Origin of the sequence: Candidatus Tisiphia endosymbiont of Thecophora atra, assembly GCF_964026395.1 — a bacterium.
Lineage (GTDB): Bacteria > Pseudomonadota > Alphaproteobacteria > Rickettsiales > Rickettsiaceae > Tisiphia.
Genome location: NZ_OZ032145.1, coordinates 843,158 through 862,578, shown reverse-complemented (window position 1 = coordinate 862,578; position 19,421 = coordinate 843,158). Strand labels below are relative to the sequence as shown.

Genomic DNA, 19,421 nt, shown 5'->3' with positions numbered 1-19,421 from the left:
ATCAATATCTATTAGTACTAATAAATATATTAAGGTGAATAAATGATAGGATATCAGCAGGAACAAAGAAGCCTAACTAAAGAGCAAAAAGAAGCGGTAGGATTGCTGTCCATAGGGACTTTTTTAGAATCTTTTGACTTGATGCTTTACATTCATATGGCAATATTGATGAATGAGTTGTTTTTTCCTCAAAGTGATCCGCATACTACAGCAATTTACTCTGCTACGGCTTTCTGTTCTAGCCTTATTTTTAGACCTGTTGGAGCGTTAATTTTTGGCTATATAGGTGATAATATAGGGCGTAAGAATACCGTTATTATAACGACTTTTATAATGGCTTTATCATGTATTACCATGGCTAATCTCCCTACTTATGCCCAAATAGGTATTACAGCCTCTTGGTTGATCACCATATGCCGTGTACTACAAGGAATGTCCGTTATGGGAGAGACAGTAGGAGCAGCACTTTATTTAACTGAATCTATAAATCCACCAGCCCAATATCCAGCTGTTTCATCAGTTGCGATTTTTAGTACTTTAGGAGAAGTTGGCGCTTTAGGAATAGCATCTTTAGTGACCTCCTATGGATTTAATTGGCGTATAGCATTTTGGATGGGAGCAGGCGTAGCATTGATCGGCACAGCAGCTCGAAAGAGTCTTAGAGAAACACCAGAATTTGCTGATGCCAAACGTCAACTAAAAAAAACTTTTCAGCAGCCTTCAAATGTTGGCAGCATAGATCTCAAAAAACTAGAAAATAATCCAATATGGAAGGAAAAAGCTAATAAAACAACAATTTTAGCATTGTTTTTAATAGAATGTATGTGTCCCGTATGTTTTTATTTTGCTTATATGCATTGTGGCAATCTTTTAAAAACTTCTTTTGGCTATAGTGCTGAACAGGTCATTCATCAAAATTTTATTCTCTCCATATTTTCCTTCTTAAGCACTTTGGTATTAACATATTTAAGTTATAAAATATATCCGTTAAAAATTGTAAAAACTTTGTTATTAATATTTTGTGTATTTGCTTTAGCTTGCCCTTATTTATTAAATAATGTTAATAGCTCATTTGATGTATTTTTAATTCAATTATTCGCTATGTTATTTGTACCTATCGGTCCTAACCTAGGACAGTCAATATATTATAAACATTTTCCTGTCTTTAAACGTTTTAGCTGTGCTAGTCTTACCTTTGCCATATCTCGTGCCTTAATGTATGTAGTTACCCCTTTTTCAATTGTTTACTTAACTGAATATTTGCATCATTGGGGGATAATGATTATATTGCTTCCAGTTTGCATAGGTTTTGCATTCGGACTATTTCATTTTGAAAAGTTGGAGAAAGAGGTCGGGAATTATCCACAAAAGCCTTATGTAGAGGTATAGATAAATGTTGACAACATAATGTAATAATTCGTTTTGTTACTGTTGGTATTTTTAAATGCATAGCTAAAGTTAAAAAATGTATTACAGTTTCTTCTACTATCTTTTTAGCTTTTTCTAGTGATTTTGCTCCTAAAGTTTCTAAATTGTGAATTCTATCAAAAAGTTTAATCAATGCCACATCATATTTTTTTTGCTGGAATAGTAAATCTAGTGTTTCCGCCGAGCTAATCTTGCCATGAGGCTTAACCCTAGTCAGGTCTTCTACTTGACTAGCCACTTGACTGCCAAAGATGTAAGCAATCATCTTTTCGGTCAGTTGTGTATCTTCAATGGTATCGTGTAGTAACGCAGTCACAATAATGTCGGTTCTAAACAATCGTGGAATTTCTAGGGCTGTGTACTGGGCAAGCATATAAGCCACCTCTATTGGATGAGAATAATAAGGCTCACCAGACTGCCTCATTTGACTGCCATGATATTTTTTAGCATAGTAGATGCCCTTTTTGACTTCATACATGTTTATTGGTTGCTTTACTTTTTCATTTAGCAAAATTAACTCCTTAAGCAACCTCTCAGCATATGCACAATACTGGTATTTTGAATTATCCCAATAGTTATTAACATCTTCCATAAGAAACCATGATATTTTAATTATAAAGTTATTATAAACTAAAATTTTGACTATTTAAAGCATTTATTGCTTTTTATTTTTAAAAAGATGCATATTTTCTAACCTATGTTGTATAAATTACAGTTTACCCGAATTCGCGTTATTGGACAATTTCATAAGATTAGTAAAAAATATCTTAAATATCTATTGTCGATGAGTTTTGTTTTGGATATAATAAGGGACAATAATACTACTTTTGATTTGTTATTAGACCTCTTGCGTAATTCTACTTCTGCTGGTAATTTGTGCGTCGATCCGGTACTCAAATCCTCACGTACACTAGAGTACGCTGCGGTTTTCCGTTCCGTGTCTCCTACAAATTCCCTAACAGAAGCGAATTTCGCAAGAGGTCTATTGAATAATTGTGTGATTTAATTATGAGCGAAGAACTTCTGCAACGAGATTTAATCAAGAATCCTCAAAAAATAGGGACTTGGAATTTTTATAATATTGGTGCAACAACTATTAGTGCTTTAAAAAAAGCTGATATAATAAGAAGTATAGATTATGGGGATGTATCAAACAAGAGAGTTGATGCCATTATCACAAAACAAAAAGAAGTTATTGCTATTGTGGAATTTAAACTACCTGAAAACTTTAATACCAAGGATAAAAAAAATAATGCCATTTTGCAAGAAATTGAGGTTGCCAAAAAACTAAAAACAAAATTAATTATTGCAACTGATACCCAAGAAACGGTATGGATTAATGTTGCTACTGGTAATAACGTAAAAAACGAAAAAGGTGATGATTTTAAGTATCTTTTTGACTCCAAAGATACAAACTTGCAAAAAGTTATCAATGAAATAATACAATCAATAAATGAAAAAAATGATAAAATCTTACCAAAAAAACTAATCAATCCAACCGACTTAGCAAAACAAATATGGCAAGATGTTTGGAGTGTTAGTGGTGCAACCCCTGAGAATTGCTTATACACATTTGTTGAATTATTTATATTCAAATATCTAAGTGATTTAAAAATATTGCAAGGTACTTATAATTTTTATACTTTACTCAGGATGTATGAAGAAGGCAATGAAACTAACACAGTTTTGCAACATTACGCAAATATTATCAGACCACAAATAAAGGAGCTGTTTCCTGAAAATGCCCTAGACAAGACCACCATAATAAATGGTAGCCTATTTATCAGTAAAGAACAAAAAGCTGTGGATGGTTACGGAACAGTCTTTAAAAAAGTTTTACAAAAATTTAGAGATTATGGAAAACTTGAGCATGTTGACCATGATTTTAAAAGCAAGCTTTTTGAAAGTTTTTTGAAAGAAAGTATCAGTAAGAAGAATTGGGGACAGTTTTTTACTCCAATTAAAGTTGTTCGTGCTATCAACGAAATGGCAGAAGGTGAACTAAAAGATGGGATGACTATTTGTGATCCAGCATGCGGAGTAGGTAAATTTCCATTAGAATTTATAAAAGACAATCTTGATAAGCTTTTTAAAGTTGAAAACAATAAAATAATACAAAAAGTTAAAATAGTTGGCTTTGATAAAGGTTTTGATAAAGATGAACAAAAAACCATCATTTTAGCAAAAGCCAATATGCTTATTTATTTTTGTGAACTGATAAAAGATAATATTGGACTAACTAGAGAATTTGCCAAAATATTTAATGATAGTTTCATTTTAAAAACAAACTCAATACTTGGTACTCTTTCCGATGTTGCAGAAGAGAAATATGACTTAATTTTAACAAACCCTCCTTATGTTACTAGTGGAAGTAGTAACATAAAAGAAGAGATAGCTAAAAATATTACGTTAAAGAATTATTACAAGATAAATGCCATGGGTATTGAGGGACTTTTCATGGAATGGATTATAAAAGCTCTAAAAAAAGGTGGCAAGGCTTTTATAGTTGTTCCTGACGGCATTTTTAATAGACAGAATGATAAAAAACTAAGGCAATATATTTTGGATAGTTGCTATATTGATGCAATTATTTCTTTGCCATTAAAGACATTTTTTACAACACAAAAAAAGACCTATATTTTAGCAATTACAAAAAAATCTGATATTTCTGATATTCAAACTGATCCTGTATTCACTTATTTGGTCAGTGAAATAGGTGAAAGTAGAGATATCTACAGATTTGATATTGAGCAAGATGACTTAAAAGAAGCTGTTAATTTATATAATGCTTTTAAGGGCAATAAGAAGTATTTTGCAACTCTTAATCATGATAAAAGGTGTAAGATAGTTTCGATAAATGAATTTGACAGTGATAAAAATTGGTCTGTAGAAAGATGGTGGAGTAAAGAAGAAAAAATTGAATTAGGCATTGAAGGAATAGACCAAGTAGTTTCAATTAGTGAGTTTAGTGATATAATTAGCGATTTAGTAACGAGCTGTAATGAGTTTACTACATCTTTGCAAGATATTGGTTTTAATGTAACTCAAGAAAAAAAAAAGTACTTAGAAATACCTTTAAATGATTGTAGCTATTTTAAATTATTTATAGGTAAAAGAGTTTTAAAAAGGGATTTAATAAATATTAAAGCTGGCAATATACCCGCATATAGTGCAAATGTATTTAATCCAGTTGGTTTGATAAAAGATAGTAATATAAAAGATTTTGATAGTAATTTTGTTATATGGGGTATTGATGGTGATTTTAAATTTAATTTTATTAGAAAGTACATCCCATTTGCAACAACTGATCATTGTGGAACAATAAGAATATTAGAAGATACTATCTTGCCACAATATTTAATGATTGAGCTAGACAGAATTAAGGATGTTTATGGTTTTGATAGGGGATTAAGAGCTTCTCTAAAAAATATGCAGAATATCATTATTAGATTACCTGTAGATGTCGATGGGAATCTTGATATTGACATCCAACAAGATATTATAGAAAAATATCAAGTAATCTCTGAAATTAAGCAAGAAGTTGGGGAATACAAACATAAAATAGATAAACTTGTTATCAAAATTGATGATGCAATCGAGTATTGCCAAAGTGTAAAAATAGAGGATATTTTTAATATAAAAAAAGGAATAGCAAAATACACTAAGACTTATATTAAAAAACATAAAGGTTCGTATCCTATCTACTCAGCAAACACAAAACAAGGTGGTGTTTTAGGTTATATAAATCATTTTGATCATGATGTTGAATCTATCCAGATTACTACCAATGGATATGCTGGCACAGTTTTTTATAGGTCAAAACATAAATTTAGCATAAATGGAGATGCAAGATTGTATATCCCAAAATGTGATAACCTTGATTGTTTATATCTATCGTTTGAATTACAAAAAGTATTAGATAAAAATAACTTTAACTGGGAATACAAGCCAACCATAGAAAGAACAAGAAATATTGAAATCAAAATCCCAATTACTGCAACAGATGAATTTGATTTACCAAAACAAAAGGAGATAGCAGAAAAATATCGTAAAATCGAAGAAATAAAAAATAATATAAAAAGAGAACTTGAAAAAATAGAAAATATAAAAGTTGATATTGATAATTATATCAGAATCTGAATCGCAGTCTGACTCGTCATCAGTTGGAGTTGCCTCAGAGGAATTAGACCTCTTCGAAAATTCTACTTCTGCTGGTAATTTGTGCGTGATACCGGTACTCTGCTCCTCACGTACATCTGAGTCACACTACTGGACAAAAAGGTTATATTGGTTGCGCAAAGTGTAACTTAAGCAATTTTATGACTGGTGTAAAAGTAAAGACTTGATCTGACAGTTTGGAGTTGTTGGGTACGAAAATATGGAATAAAATCGTACCCAGCAAATTTTAACAACCTCTTATTAAGGAGACTGTCAGATGACAACATATCAAGAAAAAATTATAAAACCAAGAATTGGTTTATTACAATTAGCAGAACAACTAGGAAACGTATAGCAAGCTTGTAAAGTAATGGGCTATAGCAGAGATACATTTTACCGCTATAAGGAACTGCATGAGCAAGGTGGAGCAGAATCTTTGTTTGAGATGACTAGAAAGAAGCCATGTTTGAAGAATCGTGTTCCATCTAATATCGAGGATGCAGTAGTTAATAGACTTCTTTCGAAACTCTACTTCTGTTGGTGATTTGTACGTCGATGCGGTACTCGAATCCTCACGTACATTAGAGTACGCTGCGGTTCTGCGTTCCGCGTCTCCTTCAAATCCCCCAGCATAAGCGAGTTTCGAAAGAAGTCTAATATAGCTGTTGAATTTCCTGCTTATGGTCAGGAACGTACTGCTAATGAATTACGTAGGAGAGGTATCGTTATCTCTGGAAGTGGAGTAAGGTCTGTTTGGCTACGTCATGATCTATAGAATTTCAAAAAACGTCTAAAAGCATTGGATGCTAAAGTTGCAAATGCTGGTATTATTTTGAGTGATGCACAACTTGCTGCACTTGAGAAAATCAAGAATAAACGTGAAGCAACTGGTGAGATTGAAACCATGCATCCTGGTTACCTTGGCTCTCAATATACCTATTATGTTGGAAACATTAAAGGCATAGGACGTATCTACCAACAAACCTTTGTAGACACTTATTCTAGGGTAGCTATTTGTAAGCTTTATACCGAGAAAACAGCTATTACTACAGCAGACCATTTGAATGATAGGGTTATTCCATTTTTTGAAAAGTATAATATCCCTTTGCTTCGAATACTTACAAATAGAGGCACGGAATATTGTGGTAAACCTGAGAATCATGCTTATCAACTATATCTTGGTATTGAGAATATAGATCATTCTAGAACTAAAGCATATAGCCCTCAAACTAATGGTATATGTGAGCGTTTTCACAAAACTATGCAGGAAGAGTGCTATCACATTCTATTCCGTAAAAAGCTCTATAATACATTAGATGAGTTACAAGCTGATATAGATACTTGGCTTACAAATTATAATAACGAAAGGTCTCATTCAGGTAAACATTGTTTTGGTAAAACACCAATGCAAACTTTTAGAGATTCACTTTATATTGCTAAAGATAAAAATATTAGTAATATAGAGAGAATATCAGACAACTTGGCTATTACTTATCAAGCTGCCTGATTATTACTTATTGTCAGATTAAGTCGTAACTAGTACATAACTAGAAACTACCATTTCTTCTTACTATGGCAACTTTCTTTCCTCTTTCCTAACTATAATTTTTGTCAACAGCAATTATCTTTTATCTAAATTTTCAAAAAAATAAAAAATATTTATCTAAATAACAAAACAACGTTTTTGTTGAATAAGTTTATGGCACACTTCAAGTAGTTTACGCATGCACGCAACTATAGCAACCTTTTTAGGTTTAAAATTGTTAACAAGCCTATCATATAAAGCTTTTAAATATTGAAAACTATTTTTGACACCATTTTTCCCCGCCAATACCGCCATGTATAAAGCATCTCGTGGTATTTTCCTGCCACCTCTAATAAATCTTCGTCCTTGCTTATTACCACTATCACGAGCATAAGGAGCTATCCCCACAATTGCTGACAATTCGTTACTACTATAATTTTTATTTCCTAATTCAGGTAAAAAACTAATTAGTTTTTTAGCTACGCATTTACCAATACCAGGCACACTCTCTAATATTTTTACCTTCTCTTTCAACTCTTCTGATTCATCTATTACCTCATTTAATTTCTTATCAAGCTCAGCTATTTCATTCTGTAAAAATTTAATGAGTTTTTCTATACTCTCTTTATCAATGCCATCAATACTATGATGTAGCCTCTTCTTTTCATTGCTAAGCATTAATACTAAATCTTCTCGCCTTTGCTGACATCTCTTCAAAGTCTCTGATTCAACTTGATATAAATAATTAGCTGTAAGTTGCATCTTATCGCCATAATATGCTAATTTAAATGCGTCCTTCTTATCAGTTTTACACAAATTCACCGATTTACTAAATGAATTAAAACTATAGGTATTGACCTTATGTATCTGTTGCTTATTATTATACAATTCTTGGCAAATCTCTGCTTCATAACCTCCAGTAGGCTCACATACTATTATCTTAATTTCTTGCTCTTTTATTAATTTTATCAGTTCTTCATGCCCTAACTTATCATTGGAAAAACGATTATATATCGGTTTATTGTTAGACTCATATAAACATATATCTAACCATTTTTTACTTACATCTAGACCTATTATTTTACTCATGATATAATCTCCTTCATCTTATTGTGCAAGGCTGCTACTTCCAGCACCTTCTGCAATTTGTTCAAAGCAAACCTTGTAAGAGGGTACTTATTCTGTGCACGATTATTTCAATCAAGAACCTATCAAGTCACCCTCTTACAATTACTTATATAATTTAAAGATATAAGAACCTAGCTCTTTCTCGAAAAAATGATAGCCTTCTTGTAATTCTTGTGTATTGTTGTAGCTATCAGTTTTCGTGCAAGAAACTATCAACGATAAAAGTTGACGAGACGTTTTACTTAATTGTTTACCACAATTATTGGTAAGATTTCGCCATTCAGGTGGGACAAAATTACCGACTATGTTATAAAAGATAATATCTTGATTTTCAACTATAGGGCGAGAAAAAGTTAACGATTCTGTCATATTTCCTTCCCTTGTAATAGGGTTAAAAATAGATTTTTTTGTAGGTTAAATTTGGGGAATTTTGCTAAAAAAACAGTATAGAAATTTTTTGAGAGAATCATAAGATTGCTGAAACGATAATATATATACGGGTGGAAGGAAATTTTTAAAACACTCTCTCTGCTCTTGCGAGGAGTGCGTAAGCACGACGAAGCAATCCAATGAATATGGATTGCCACGACCACTATGTGATCTCGCAATGACGCCAATTTGCTATGGATAAATACTAACCTTGGTTAGCTATATAACAAATTACTAAACTGAAGGAGAGAATTTTGCAAAAAAAACATAATCTAATAAAGTATGACTACAGTGCCTATAGTACTTTAAGAAGGTTAATAATTGATCATATAAAACCATATCTCAAACAGATCAGCATAGCAGTATTTTGTATGGTAGTTGCAGCTATGTGTGCTGCTTATAGCGTTAATTTAGTGCAACCAACTATTGATCAAATATTTTTAACAGGAAATCGTCAAATGTTATTATTTTTACCGTTAATGGTAGTAATAACATTTACTATTAAAGGGATAGCTGAATATTATTCAAATTATTTAATTAAATTTCTTGGTCAGAGGATTTTAACCGATCTGCAAATTAAGATGTATGAGCATCTATTGTTTGCCGACATTCTCTTTATTCAATCTCAATCATCGGGGCGTTTAATATCACGTTTTACTAACGATATTTCCATGATGCGTGGTGCTGTGTCAAATTTACTAGTAGGATTTGCCAAACATTTTTTAACAGTAATAGGTCTTATCATAGTGATGTTTAAGTTAGAACCTGGGTTGTCTTGTATTGTGTTTCTAGCATTTCCCCTAGCAATTTATCCAATACAGAAATTAGGGAAAAAAATTCGTAGAATATCAGGTCAAGCTCAAGAGGAATTAGCTAATTATACTTCTAGGTTAGATGAAACTTTTCAGTCAATTAAAATTGTTAAGTCTTTCTTAGGAGAGAGAATTGAAAGCAATCGAGCTTTATTGCTCTCTAGTAATATTTTACGTTTTCTAAAGAAAACTGCAAAACTGGATGCATTGGTTTCACCAATCATGGAAGTATTAAGTGGTATTACAGTTGGAGGGCTTATTTGGTATGGTGGGTTGTTAGTCATAAAAGGAGAAACTACACCAGGAGCATTTTTTGCTTTTATTACTGCATTTCTTGCAGCTTATAGACCTTTTAAAAGTTTGGTTTCTTTAAATGTAAACTTACAAGAGGGTATTGCTGCAACAAGAAGAGTTTTTAATATTCTAGATACTGAGCCTATTATTAAAGATAGTGTAAATGCTCAAAATGTTCAGTTAGTTAATCCACAAATAATTTTTAACAATGTCGAGCTAAAATTTAATAATAAAGTAGCTTTAAAGCTCATTAATCTAAAAATAATGCCAGGGAAAACTACAGCTTTTGTTGGACGTTCTGGCAGTGGAAAAACCTCGTTATCTAATTTATTAGTAAGATTCTATAACCCAACTAGCGGACAAATTTTAATTGATAATTATGATATTAAAGATATAAGGATTGACTCTTTAAGGCAGCAAATTTCTTTAGTAACTCAAGATACTACATTATTTGACACTAGTGTTGCAGAAAATATTGCTTATGGTAATCCAAATGCAACTCGTGATCAGATTATTATAGCAGCAAAATATGCTGATGCTCATCAATTTATCTCAAATCTGCCTGCAGGGTATGATACGATCATTGGTAATCAAGGTTCAACACTTTCAGGTGGACAACGTCAACGTTTAGCGATAGCTAGAGCTTTTTTGAAATCAGCAGCAATTTTAGTTTGGGATGAAGCAACAAGTTCATTAGACCAAAATTCTGAGCGATTAATTCTAAATTCTTTAGTAAATATTCGTGAGAATAAAACCACCCTAATTATAACACATCGTTTATCGAGCATTAAGGATGTTGATCATATAGTTGTTATGAAATCTGGTATGATATTTGAACAAGGAACTCACTCACAACTTATGGACAATAAAGCGGAATATTATAAATTATATAATAAGGAATTAGAGGAGGGGGATAAGTGAACATAAAGGGAGTAGCTGTCTATTCACACAACAACAAAATACAAAAATATTCATCTTTTTTAAAAATAGATAAAAAATCCTTGGTAATAATTTATATTTTAGTTTAATCTATAAATTGAATATAAAAATATTTATGGTTTTTATGGAAGAAGATATTAATTATTGGGACAACTCAAAGTATGCACCTTGTCAATATGCTACTAGATTACTGGACAAATTACGTAAGATGAATGAGGAAGTAAACCGGTCAATAGATATTGATGAGGTTAGAAAGGCTATTTATTACGCCAAGAAATATCATGGCAGCCAAATGAGGCAGTCAGGCGAGCCTTATTACTCTCATCCACTAGAGGTGGCGTATATGATCTCTGATTATCTTTTTCGTACTGACATTATTGTTACCAGCATACTACATGACACCATTGAGGATACAACACTTACCGCAAAAATGATTGCTTATATTTTTGGGGAGCAGGTTGCTAGTCAAGTAGAAGACTTAAGCAGGAACAAGCCTCACGGCAAGATTAGCTCGGCAGAAACATTAGATATATTACTTCAACAAGAAAAATATGATGTGGCATTGATTAAATTATTTGACCGAGTTCACAACTTACAAACTCTAGGAGTTAAATCACCTGAAAAAGCTAGGAAGATTATTGAAGAAACCGTAAAAAATTTTATAATCATTGCTATGCATTTAAAAATACCAACAATAACACAAGACTTAACTGCATTATGTTATAAAAATTTATCCATACAGCAGTTTGATCAACATAATCATCAAAATTCTATGGATAATTCCCCGCCACTTTCTCCAACTTTTCAAAATGTAATAGCCCGTATGCGAACCCCACAATTGTAGGGATCATAATAACCCATAATCCCCAATAGCCAAAATGGTTAACAAGATAAGTGAAGCCAAAAGCAGTAATAACGGAAATTTTCATGGTTAATAGTGGATATATTTTGTAACTTAAATAAGCTAATATTGATACAACCAAGAGCTGTATTAGACATAGAATAAAATTATGATGAATAACCTCAGCAATTGTATAACCAAAGTTAGTTTGTAAAATATTACTACAATATATATAAATAAAATAAAAACCTATAGGTAAAGCACATTGTAAGAAAAAAAGAGCTAATATTGTTTTTTTATTAACTTTTTCTGTCCAAATAGGATTTTTTACTAAAGTACTGGTATCTGTATTAGTTTGTGCAAAAACTTTTTTTAGTTGACGTTTGGCATCAGCAAATTCAGGCGTTTCTCGTAGCTTCGTTCTTGCAATAAAACCAATCAGTGCAATTACTGCACCTATCCAAAATGCTGCACGCCAGTTAAAGCCATAAGAAGTAACAAGTGAGGCAATAGCTAAAGCACCTAATGCTCCTAGGGAAACAGAAACTCCCTATACCAATTGGCATAGGGGATGACGATTTATGGAATTGATACTACATAATTTCACAACACATATGGAGTTTAACAGTTTCAGCTAGTGCTGTATCGTCTTCCGAGTCAGATGTACTAGGACAAGTTTCGTACGAAGCATTATGCTGGGAAGAAGATGCCCCCTGATATGAGTGAAATTGTTGACAATGCGATTCTAATTGTTTATCAGCCCAAACTGCAGCAGACACAGAAATTTCTGCATTCTTGTTAGGATATTGTAGTGATTGTCTTAATAGCATTAACCCATTGCCCCACCTCTGAAAAAACATCAGTATAGACTCGTGTAGCATCCTTCTTAAATATTCCTAAACTGCACTCTTAAACAGATCAAGACTTACCTTGTCTTCTTCCTTCCCGTTACCTTTATCCCTATCATCAAAATCATCAGCCATTTTATATTTTGCCATGCTATTAGGTTGATTTATGTTGCAATATTTTAATTAGAATCAATTCTAAAATAATAGTCAACTTAATTTTTAATAAAAAAATTAAGTAGTTTTTCATATATAAACAATATCCAATATTCTACTCGTATGCGATACGATTTTGATAATCAACATCTCGTTGATCTCAGCCTATATTTTTACCAAATATCTTTTTTCCCCCTTCTAATTTGTTCACCTTATGTATGGCATTTAAAAATTGTAGGAAAGTACAAGATGTCATTGCGAAACCACGTAGTGGTCGTGGCAATCCACATTCATTGCTTCGTCGCTGCGTTGCAGCTCCTCGCTAATAGACGCTAGGCTGTTTTTCCTATGACTTTTAAATTGCCATGGGGGTTATGCGTAAGGTGAGTAATTTGTTTATAGAACCGTGATATTGTTACAACCAAGATTTATTATTTCAATTTTCGATACTATAATTTTCTTGCTATTAATTAACCAAATCTTCAGTATTTATAAATACTAATAAATATATTTAAGGTGAATAAATGATAGGATATCAGCAGGAACAAAGAAGCCTAACGAAAGAACAAAAAGAAGCTGTTGGATTGCTTTCAATAGGGACTTTCCTAGAGTATTTTGATCTGATGCTTTATGTTCATATGGCGGTATTGTTGAATGAGTTGTTTTTTCCAAAATCTGACCCTCATACTGCAGCAATTTATGCTGCTTTTGCTTTTTGTTCTACTTATTTATTAAGACCATTTGGGGCTTTGCTATTTGGCTGGATAGGAGATAATATTGGACGTAAGGCAACTGTTATTATTACAACTTTTATGATGGCTTTATCCTGTTTTGTGATGGCTAATCTTCCAACTTATGCTGAAGTTGGACTCATTGCTACTATATTAGTTACAATATGTCGAATTCTTCAAGGCTTATCATCTATGGGAGAATTTATAGGTGCACAATTATACTTAACTGAAATAACAAAACCACCTATCCAATACCCAGTAGTAGCATTAACCTCTGTCTTTTCTATATTAGGTGGTACATTTGCATTAGCTATTGCATCTTTTACAACCTTACATAATTTAAATTGGCGTATAGCATTTTGGTTTGGAGCAGGGGTAGCTATAATAGGTGTTATAGCACGAACAACTTTAAAGGAAACTACTGATTTTGCTGACGCAAAAAGACGGGTAAAAAATATTTTAGGTGACTCAAAAAAAGACTTAAAATCTAATCCTATATGGAAAGGAATTGTAGAAAAAAATAGTGATAGGAAAAACATAATAGCTTTGTTTTTTATGGATTGTGCTTGGCCAGTATGTTTTTACTTTGCTTATGTTTATTGTGGTAATATTCTTAAGCAAGATTTTGGATTCAGCTCAGAACAAATCATTCATCAAAATTTTATTGTTTCAATAATTCAATTAATAGGAATGTTAGTATTGACTTTTTTAAGTTATAAAGTTTATCCACCAAAAATCATCAAAGCTAAACTATGCTTGTTTATAATTGTTATGTTACTTACCCCAATGTTAATAACAAAAACATCTAGTCATTATACTATATTTTTTATTCAATGTTGTATAATGCTATTTGCCTGTGACTATGTGCCAGCAAGACCAATAACATATACGCATATATCAATTTTCCGACGTTTTACTTATTCATCTTTTTCTTATGCTTTATCACGTGTTATAATGTATATAATAACTTCATTCGGACTGGTGTATTTAGTTGAGTTTTTTGGCTATATAGGATTATTAATTATAATGATACCTGTGGTTATAAGTTATAGTTTTGGTGTAATGCATTTTGGTAGATTAGAGAAAGCGGCTGGTAATTATTTTGATAAGAAAAATTAGTTGCATTTAAATCAATGTCTGTCAATACATTAATAGTAGTATATATGTGTATTAATTTTGATACGCTAGGTAACCCTAAATATTCTGCTAAAACTACGAAATAACGTAAGGTCTCTTCTATAATCTTTTTAGCTTTTTCCGGTGATTTAGCACTAACCGTTTGTATATTATGTAATCTGTCAAATAACTTAACTAAAAGCACATCATGTTTCTTTTCTTTATATAACATTTCGACCATTTCCGCCGAGCTAATCTTGCCATGAGACTTGACCCTAGTCAGGTCTTCTACTTGACTAGCCACTTGACTGCCAAAGATGTAAGCAATCATCTTTTCGGTAAGTTTTGTATCCTCAATGGTGTCGTGCAGTAATGCGGTAACAACCATGTCAGTTCTAAACAATCGTGGAATTTCTAGGGCTGTGTACTGGGCAACCATATAAGCCACCTCTATTGGGTGTGAGTAATATGGCTCGCCGGACTGCCTCATTTGACTACCATGATATTTTTTAGCATAGTAGATGCCTTTTTTGACTTCATACATGTCTATTGGTTGCTTTACTTTTTTATTTAGCAAAATTAACTCCTTAAGCAACCTCTCAGCATATGCTGCAATACTGGTATTTTGAATTATCCCAATAGTTATTAACATCTTCCATAAGAAACCATGATATTTTAATTATAAAGTTATAATAAACTAAAATTTTGACTATTTAAAGCATTTACTACTTTTTATCTTTAAAAAGATGCAATATTTTCTAACCTATGTTGTATAAATTTTTTCATAAATATGCTTAGTGGGTAGGAAAAATATGATATAATTCAACTATAATGATTATATAAAAGAGGATCAGATGAGTAAAGATAAAGATGTAGCTAGCACTATGCAACTACATGTGGCAGTTAAGAGTGGAAATATTGAGGAAGTAAGAAAAATATTAGAATTGCCTAACCTTGATATTAACGTCAAAGATATTAATGGTAGAACTCCATTACATATAGCGGCAAAAGAAGGGTTTACTGATATAATAGAGTTATTAATTAAGTCTGGTGCTACGGTAGATGTGTTAGGTTATGAAAAAAGGACAGCTTTACATGAAGCAGCATTGAACACTAAATATCAGGCAGTAGAGATATTACTTGATCACGGAGCTCAAGTGGATAGTAAGGGTTGGGGTAAAGACATTACAAGATTTTGGTTTAAGGACAAAGGAGAATTATATAATACACCATTATTTAATGTGTTGGATCTATGGGTTGCCAAATATCAAGATATATATGATGCAAACCCTGACGACATACCTGATACAGACTCTAAAGTAGATTCTGATACAGAAGATAATAGTGATATTACAAAGAATTCAGAACAAAAGGAGGACTATATTAATACAGCCCATACACTAATAGATCATCATGCATCAGTAAATGTTTTTTATAACAATGGTAACTATGATTATCACGCTATACATACTGCAATACGGGCAGGATTTTCTACTGTTGTAGAAAAGATGATAAAAAATGATCCTTCTTTAGTCAATGTACAAGAGTATTTAGATGAAAGGTGGCCTCATGATAAGCAATATCCCTTAGAAATAGCAATAGAACATGAACACCCTGAAACAGTAATGGTACTACTTAAAAATTATGCTAATGTTTGTGAGATAGAAAACGTCATGGAGAAATTAGCAAAATTTGGTGAAGAAATATTAAAAGAAGCTAGACATCTTGAAGAAGAAATAAAAAAATTTGTAGAAGCATTTCGTTATGTTTCTGAACACAAAGAATTACCTAATGATTGGGATAAAGATGAATTTTGTCGTATTTTCCATATATTAGATAACCCTTCTATACTCTTTAACTGGGACGAAGACCACTTTCCATTCATGGATGGACTAGATGCCTCGGAACAACTGACAAAAAAAATGAAAATTTCTGTAAGAAGTTTTGTTAACAATTTATCATTTGAAACACCTATTTCTAATCCAAGAACTGGTTTGACAGATGAAATAATTCACCAAGATGATATAATGAAACCATTAGGTGATTCTGATCATCATGACCAATGAAATTACTCATATGTATTATATAGCTAATATACTACTCGTAAATGAAGAGTTGGTAGACGATAGTATAACTTCAAGAAGAGCTAGGCAGTAGCAAAGTCGAGCTGCTAGGCGTACATTAGTACGTGAGCAGCTTCGATCTTTGGTCGCGGCTCATCTTCGAGACAAAAAAGTGCTTAAAACGTCTAAAGAATCAGGTTTGCAGTGGTTTTGGCATGAAGTTTGTAGTCATGTAAACATCACTTTTCTACTTGACATACTAAAAATTAGTCAACATAATGCTTCTTATGTGTATTACCATTGTTTTGTTTCAAATAAAAACTCTTGTCATTAAAGTACACTTTTATCAGTATTTCTTTATTATAAAATTCCACAGGTGAAAAAATAATGGTATGGACCTCCTGATATACAGAATGAAAAGCAGTTGCTAATCTTCTAAAGTTAATATTAAATATTAAAATAACAATCAGGAGGCTAAGATGGAAGTTACCACAATTGGTATAGATATTGCAAAAAGAATTTTCCAAATTCATGGTGTAGATAAAAATGGTAAGACGGTATTAAAGAAAAAATTAATGAGAGATCAAGTTTTAACATTTATGGCTAATTTACCAAAATGTTTGGTAGGGATGGAAGCTTGCGGCGGAGCTAGTTACTGGGCAAGAGAAATAACTAAATTGGGGCATACAGTAAAACTAATGGCAGCACAATTTGTCAAACCGTATGTTAAAACTAATAAAAATGATCAAGCTGATGCAGAAGCTATATGTGAAGCGGTAACAAGACCAAATATGAGGTTTGTACCAATTAGAACTGTAGAACAACAAGATATTTTATCAATTCATCGAGTAAGAGAGAGATTGGTAAAAAATCGTACTGCCCTTGCTAATGAAATTAGGGGTCTACTACATGAATTTGGTTTTATTATTCCTCAAGGGATCAATAAGGTTATGACAAAATTAACCGAGATTTTAGATGAAGGAAATTTAAGCCAGCTGGGTTATCAAACATTTAGTGAACTGAAAGAGGAATTTTTGGATAATGACAAAAAAATAAAAGAGATAGAAAAAAGATTAAAAATAATAGCTAGCAACTTAACTCAATATCAACGATTAACAGCTATACCTGGTCTTGGTTTAATTACTGCTACTGCTTTAATAGCATCAATAGGTAATGCTACAAGTTTTGAGAATGGTAGGCAATTATCGGCATGGCTTGGATTAGTGCCAAGGCAGCATTCCAGTGGAGGGAAAGATAAATTGCTTGGAATTAGCAAGCGAGGTGATGTTTACTTGCGTACTTTATTGATCCAAGGAGCTAGAGCTGTACTAAATGCCAAGATAAGATTTACATCGGAAGAACAAAAATCTAAAAAAGATTTTAGCAAATTTACGCAGTGGATGTTTAATTTATCTGAGCGAAATGGACATAATAAAACAGTAGTTGCTGAGCTAATAAACTGGCAAGAGTGGTGTTTGCAGTACTAAGGTCAGGGGATGATTATGTAGAGAGTAAAGTTTGTAGCACAGAGCTATTATAATTAACATAAAATAAATAGTGGTTTATTAATTAATAGGTAAACAAAGAATATGTAAGAGATTCCAACCCGGAATATGCGTGAGATAATAATATTGATGGTAAATAAGACAAACCTTAGCTTACAAAAAAACTGATGACTACAATGGCTCTTTGAAGCCGATAAAATGATAAGTATATAGTAAATTTGTAAGCCAGCGAATTCCATCAGGGCTGTAGGATAAATTACACATAATTTATTAACTATAAGCCGGATACATGTATGCATTTGCATTTTTGCTATTAGATGTTATTTTTTTCTTGCATTTTACAGGAGGTCCATACATGTAGTCAGTAACAAAAATTTAATTTTCTGTCCCACACACCGCATGACAATCTACTTCTATAGCATAATTTCTGCTCATATTTATCTCGAAGATGAGTCGCGGGAACGCCAATTCTTGAAGTTCTACCTGAGTATACCATTAATTCTTTACATCATTTGAGTATAGATGATTTAAGCGGATGATGATCTAAAGCCTGTTTTAGATGCTTTGTTTGTATATGTGTGTAAATTTGGGTAGTACTAATATCAGCATGTCCAAGTAGTTCTTGAATTACCCTAAGATCTGCACCGCCTTCTAGCAAATGGCTTGCAAAACTGTGACGTAAAGTATGTGGGGAGATATTACTTGGGTCTAGCCCAGCCTTAATAGATGCTTGTTTTAACAGAATTGCAAAATTCTGCCTAGTCATATGACCACTAGTTGAAGAAGAGCAAAATAAATAAATTTGACTTTTAGGGTGTTTTTTGCTTATAAATTTACTACGAATAGTTAAATAATCAGACAAACTCATGGTAGCCTGTTCGTTGATTATCACCATCCTTTCTTTATTACCTTTACCGATTATTGAAAATATTTTTCTAATATTTTGGGACATTTGATTTACTAAAATATCAGTTAACCTTATACTGACAAGCTCAGAAACACGTAATCCACTTGCATATAATAAATGAATCATTGCTTTTAGGCGTATGGAATCAGGATTTTTGTCTTGATCACAATAGAAAAGTAAATCTTTGATTTTATCAATTGATAATGTAGAAGGAAGTTTAGTTTGATATCTTGGTAGATCTACCATCAAAGCAGGATTATAATTGGTATGCTTTTCGCTAATTAAAAATTCATAATAGTTTTTTATAGTGGATATTTTCCGGTTGATTGATCTTGCCTGCAAGCCATTTCCTGATAAATATTCTATCCAGTCTCTAATATTTTCAGCTTTAATATTCAGCTCTAACAAGTTATTCTGTGATAAAAATTTCTGAAAATCTAACAGATCACCTTTGTAGCCAAGTACGGAATTATTAGCTACACCACGCTCCGCTATCATCATTTCTAGGAATTGTTCGATAAACTCTACCATATTATGTACAGTT

General features: G+C 32.2%; 13 protein-coding genes and 5 pseudogenes. 10 read left to right on the top strand and 8 right to left on the bottom strand.

Annotated elements, in window-relative coordinates; translation table 11 throughout:
• Positions 1-42 precede the first annotated feature (42 nt).
• Entirely contained in the window at positions 43-1,389 is a 1,347-nt protein-coding gene (locus AAGD45_RS04260; RefSeq protein ID WP_341762135.1) for an MFS transporter, read from the top strand.
• Here AAGD45_RS04260 and AAGD45_RS04255 read toward each other — a convergent pair.
• Entirely contained in the window at positions 1,283-2,020 is a 738-nt protein-coding gene (locus AAGD45_RS04255; protein WP_341762134.1) for an HD domain-containing protein, read from the bottom strand. The two genes, AAGD45_RS04260 and AAGD45_RS04255, sit on opposite strands and share 107 nt — an antisense overlap.
• A 245-nt stretch (positions 2,021-2,265) precedes the next feature.
• Positions 2,266-2,430 (bottom strand): annotated as a pseudogene (locus AAGD45_RS08720) (palindromic element RPE1 domain-containing protein); the annotation flags it as partial.
• A gap of 6 nt (positions 2,431-2,436) precedes the next feature.
• Here AAGD45_RS08720 and AAGD45_RS04245 point away from each other — a divergent pair.
• From AAGD45_RS04245 to AAGD45_RS04230, 3 genes and pseudogenes are all read left to right on the top strand, one after another.
• Positions 2,437-5,568 (top strand): N-6 DNA methylase, encoded by a 3,132-nt coding sequence (locus AAGD45_RS04245; RefSeq protein ID WP_341762133.1) that lies wholly within the window; start codon positions 2,437-2,439, stop codon positions 5,566-5,568.
• A gap of 295 nt (positions 5,569-5,863) precedes the next feature.
• Positions 5,864-6,094: pseudogene (locus tag AAGD45_RS04240) on the top strand (helix-turn-helix domain-containing protein); the annotation flags it as partial.
• 153 nt (positions 6,095-6,247) lie between these two features.
• A pseudogene (locus AAGD45_RS04230) lies at positions 6,248-7,093 on the top strand (integrase core domain-containing protein); the annotation flags it as partial.
• 156 nt (positions 7,094-7,249) lie between these two features.
• Here the strand turns inward: AAGD45_RS04230 and AAGD45_RS04225 are convergent.
• On the bottom strand, positions 7,250-8,200 hold the full coding sequence (locus AAGD45_RS04225) for an IS110 family transposase (RefSeq protein WP_341760977.1): 951 nt from the start codon (positions 8,198-8,200) through the stop codon (positions 7,250-7,252).
• Between the two features lie 141 nt (positions 8,201-8,341).
• Positions 8,342-8,608 (bottom strand): hypothetical protein, encoded by a 267-nt coding sequence (locus AAGD45_RS04220; protein ID WP_341762132.1) that lies wholly within the window; start codon positions 8,606-8,608, stop codon positions 8,342-8,344.
• Positions 8,609-8,922: 314 nt separating this feature from the next.
• On the opposite strand from AAGD45_RS04220, the gene AAGD45_RS04215 reads away from it, so the two are divergent.
• A complete protein-coding gene (locus AAGD45_RS04215; RefSeq protein WP_341762131.1) occupies positions 8,923-10,695 on the top strand; it encodes an ABC transporter ATP-binding protein in 1,773 nt (590 codons plus the stop codon).
• A gap of 142 nt (positions 10,696-10,837) precedes the next feature.
• Positions 10,838-11,557: an HD domain-containing protein gene (locus tag AAGD45_RS04210; RefSeq protein WP_341762130.1), complete on the top strand. Its 720-nt coding sequence runs from the start codon at positions 10,838-10,840 to the stop codon at positions 11,555-11,557.
• Here the strand turns inward: AAGD45_RS04210 and AAGD45_RS04205 are convergent.
• Together AAGD45_RS04205 and AAGD45_RS04200 are read right to left on the bottom strand one after the other, a co-directional pair.
• The gene (locus AAGD45_RS04205; protein ID WP_341762210.1) at positions 11,484-12,065 is read right to left on the bottom strand and encodes an MFS transporter; all 582 of its coding nucleotides are present in this window, start codon (positions 12,063-12,065) and stop codon (positions 11,484-11,486) included. The two genes, AAGD45_RS04210 and AAGD45_RS04205, sit on opposite strands and share 74 nt — an antisense overlap.
• Positions 12,066-12,147: 82 nt before the next feature.
• Positions 12,148-12,384 (bottom strand): hypothetical protein, encoded by a 237-nt coding sequence (locus tag AAGD45_RS04200; RefSeq protein ID WP_341762129.1) that lies wholly within the window; start codon positions 12,382-12,384, stop codon positions 12,148-12,150.
• 695 nt (positions 12,385-13,079) lie between these two features.
• On the opposite strand from AAGD45_RS04200, the gene AAGD45_RS04195 reads away from it, so the two are divergent.
• Positions 13,080-14,405 (top strand): MFS transporter, encoded by a 1,326-nt coding sequence (locus AAGD45_RS04195; RefSeq protein WP_341762128.1) that lies wholly within the window; start codon positions 13,080-13,082, stop codon positions 14,403-14,405.
• On the opposite strand, the pseudogene AAGD45_RS04190 reads toward AAGD45_RS04195, so the two are convergent.
• Positions 14,326-15,061: pseudogene (locus tag AAGD45_RS04190) on the bottom strand (HD domain-containing protein). The gene AAGD45_RS04195 and the pseudogene AAGD45_RS04190 sit on opposite strands and share 80 nt — an antisense overlap.
• 195 nt (positions 15,062-15,256) lie before the next feature.
• Between AAGD45_RS04190 and AAGD45_RS04185 the strand changes: the two are divergent.
• From AAGD45_RS04185 to AAGD45_RS04175, 3 genes and pseudogenes are all read left to right on the top strand, one after another.
• Positions 15,257-16,468 carry an ankyrin repeat domain-containing protein gene (locus tag AAGD45_RS04185; RefSeq protein WP_341762126.1) on the top strand — a complete coding sequence of 404 codons (1,212 nt, stop codon included), beginning with the start codon at positions 15,257-15,259 and terminating at the stop codon, positions 16,466-16,468.
• A gap of 169 nt (positions 16,469-16,637) precedes the next feature.
• On the top strand, positions 16,638-16,799 hold the full coding sequence (locus AAGD45_RS04180) for a hypothetical protein (RefSeq protein ID WP_341761148.1): 162 nt from the start codon (positions 16,638-16,640) through the stop codon (positions 16,797-16,799).
• A gap of 145 nt (positions 16,800-16,944) precedes the next feature.
• Positions 16,945-18,005 (top strand): annotated as a pseudogene (locus AAGD45_RS04175) (IS110 family transposase).
• A gap of 473 nt (positions 18,006-18,478) precedes the next feature.
• Here AAGD45_RS04175 and AAGD45_RS04170 read toward each other — a convergent pair.
• Positions 18,479-19,408 carry a site-specific tyrosine recombinase XerD gene (locus AAGD45_RS04170; RefSeq protein WP_341762125.1) on the bottom strand — a complete coding sequence of 310 codons (930 nt, stop codon included), beginning with the start codon at positions 19,406-19,408 and terminating at the stop codon, positions 18,479-18,481.
• Between the last annotated feature and the right edge of the window lie 13 nt (positions 19,409-19,421).

What these genes read in the sequence shown, in the direction of transcription:
- AAGD45_RS04260 (WP_341762135.1), top strand. Translation starts at nt 43, where the DNA reads ATGATAGGATATCAGCAGGAACAAAGAAGCCTAACTAAAGAGCAAAAA.
- AAGD45_RS04255 (WP_341762134.1), bottom strand. Translation starts at nt 2,020, where the DNA reads ATGGAAGATGTTAATAACTATTGGGATAATTCAAAATACCAGTATTGT.
- AAGD45_RS04245 (WP_341762133.1), top strand. Translation starts at nt 2,437, where the DNA reads ATGAGCGAAGAACTTCTGCAACGAGATTTAATCAAGAATCCTCAAAAA.
- AAGD45_RS04225 (WP_341760977.1), bottom strand. Translation starts at nt 8,200, where the DNA reads ATGAGTAAAATAATAGGTCTAGATGTAAGTAAAAAATGGTTAGATATA.
- AAGD45_RS04220 (WP_341762132.1), bottom strand. Translation starts at nt 8,608, where the DNA reads ATGACAGAATCGTTAACTTTTTCTCGCCCTATAGTTGAAAATCAAGAT.
- AAGD45_RS04210 (WP_341762130.1), top strand. Translation starts at nt 10,838, where the DNA reads ATGGAAGAAGATATTAATTATTGGGACAACTCAAAGTATGCACCTTGT.
- AAGD45_RS04200 (WP_341762129.1), bottom strand. Translation starts at nt 12,384, where the DNA reads ATGCTATTAAGACAATCACTACAATATCCTAACAAGAATGCAGAAATT.
- AAGD45_RS04195 (WP_341762128.1), top strand. Translation starts at nt 13,080, where the DNA reads ATGATAGGATATCAGCAGGAACAAAGAAGCCTAACGAAAGAACAAAAA.
- AAGD45_RS04185 (WP_341762126.1), top strand. Translation starts at nt 15,257, where the DNA reads ATGAGTAAAGATAAAGATGTAGCTAGCACTATGCAACTACATGTGGCA.
- AAGD45_RS04170 (WP_341762125.1), bottom strand. Translation starts at nt 19,408, where the DNA reads ATGGTAGAGTTTATCGAACAATTCCTAGAAATGATGATAGCGGAGCGT.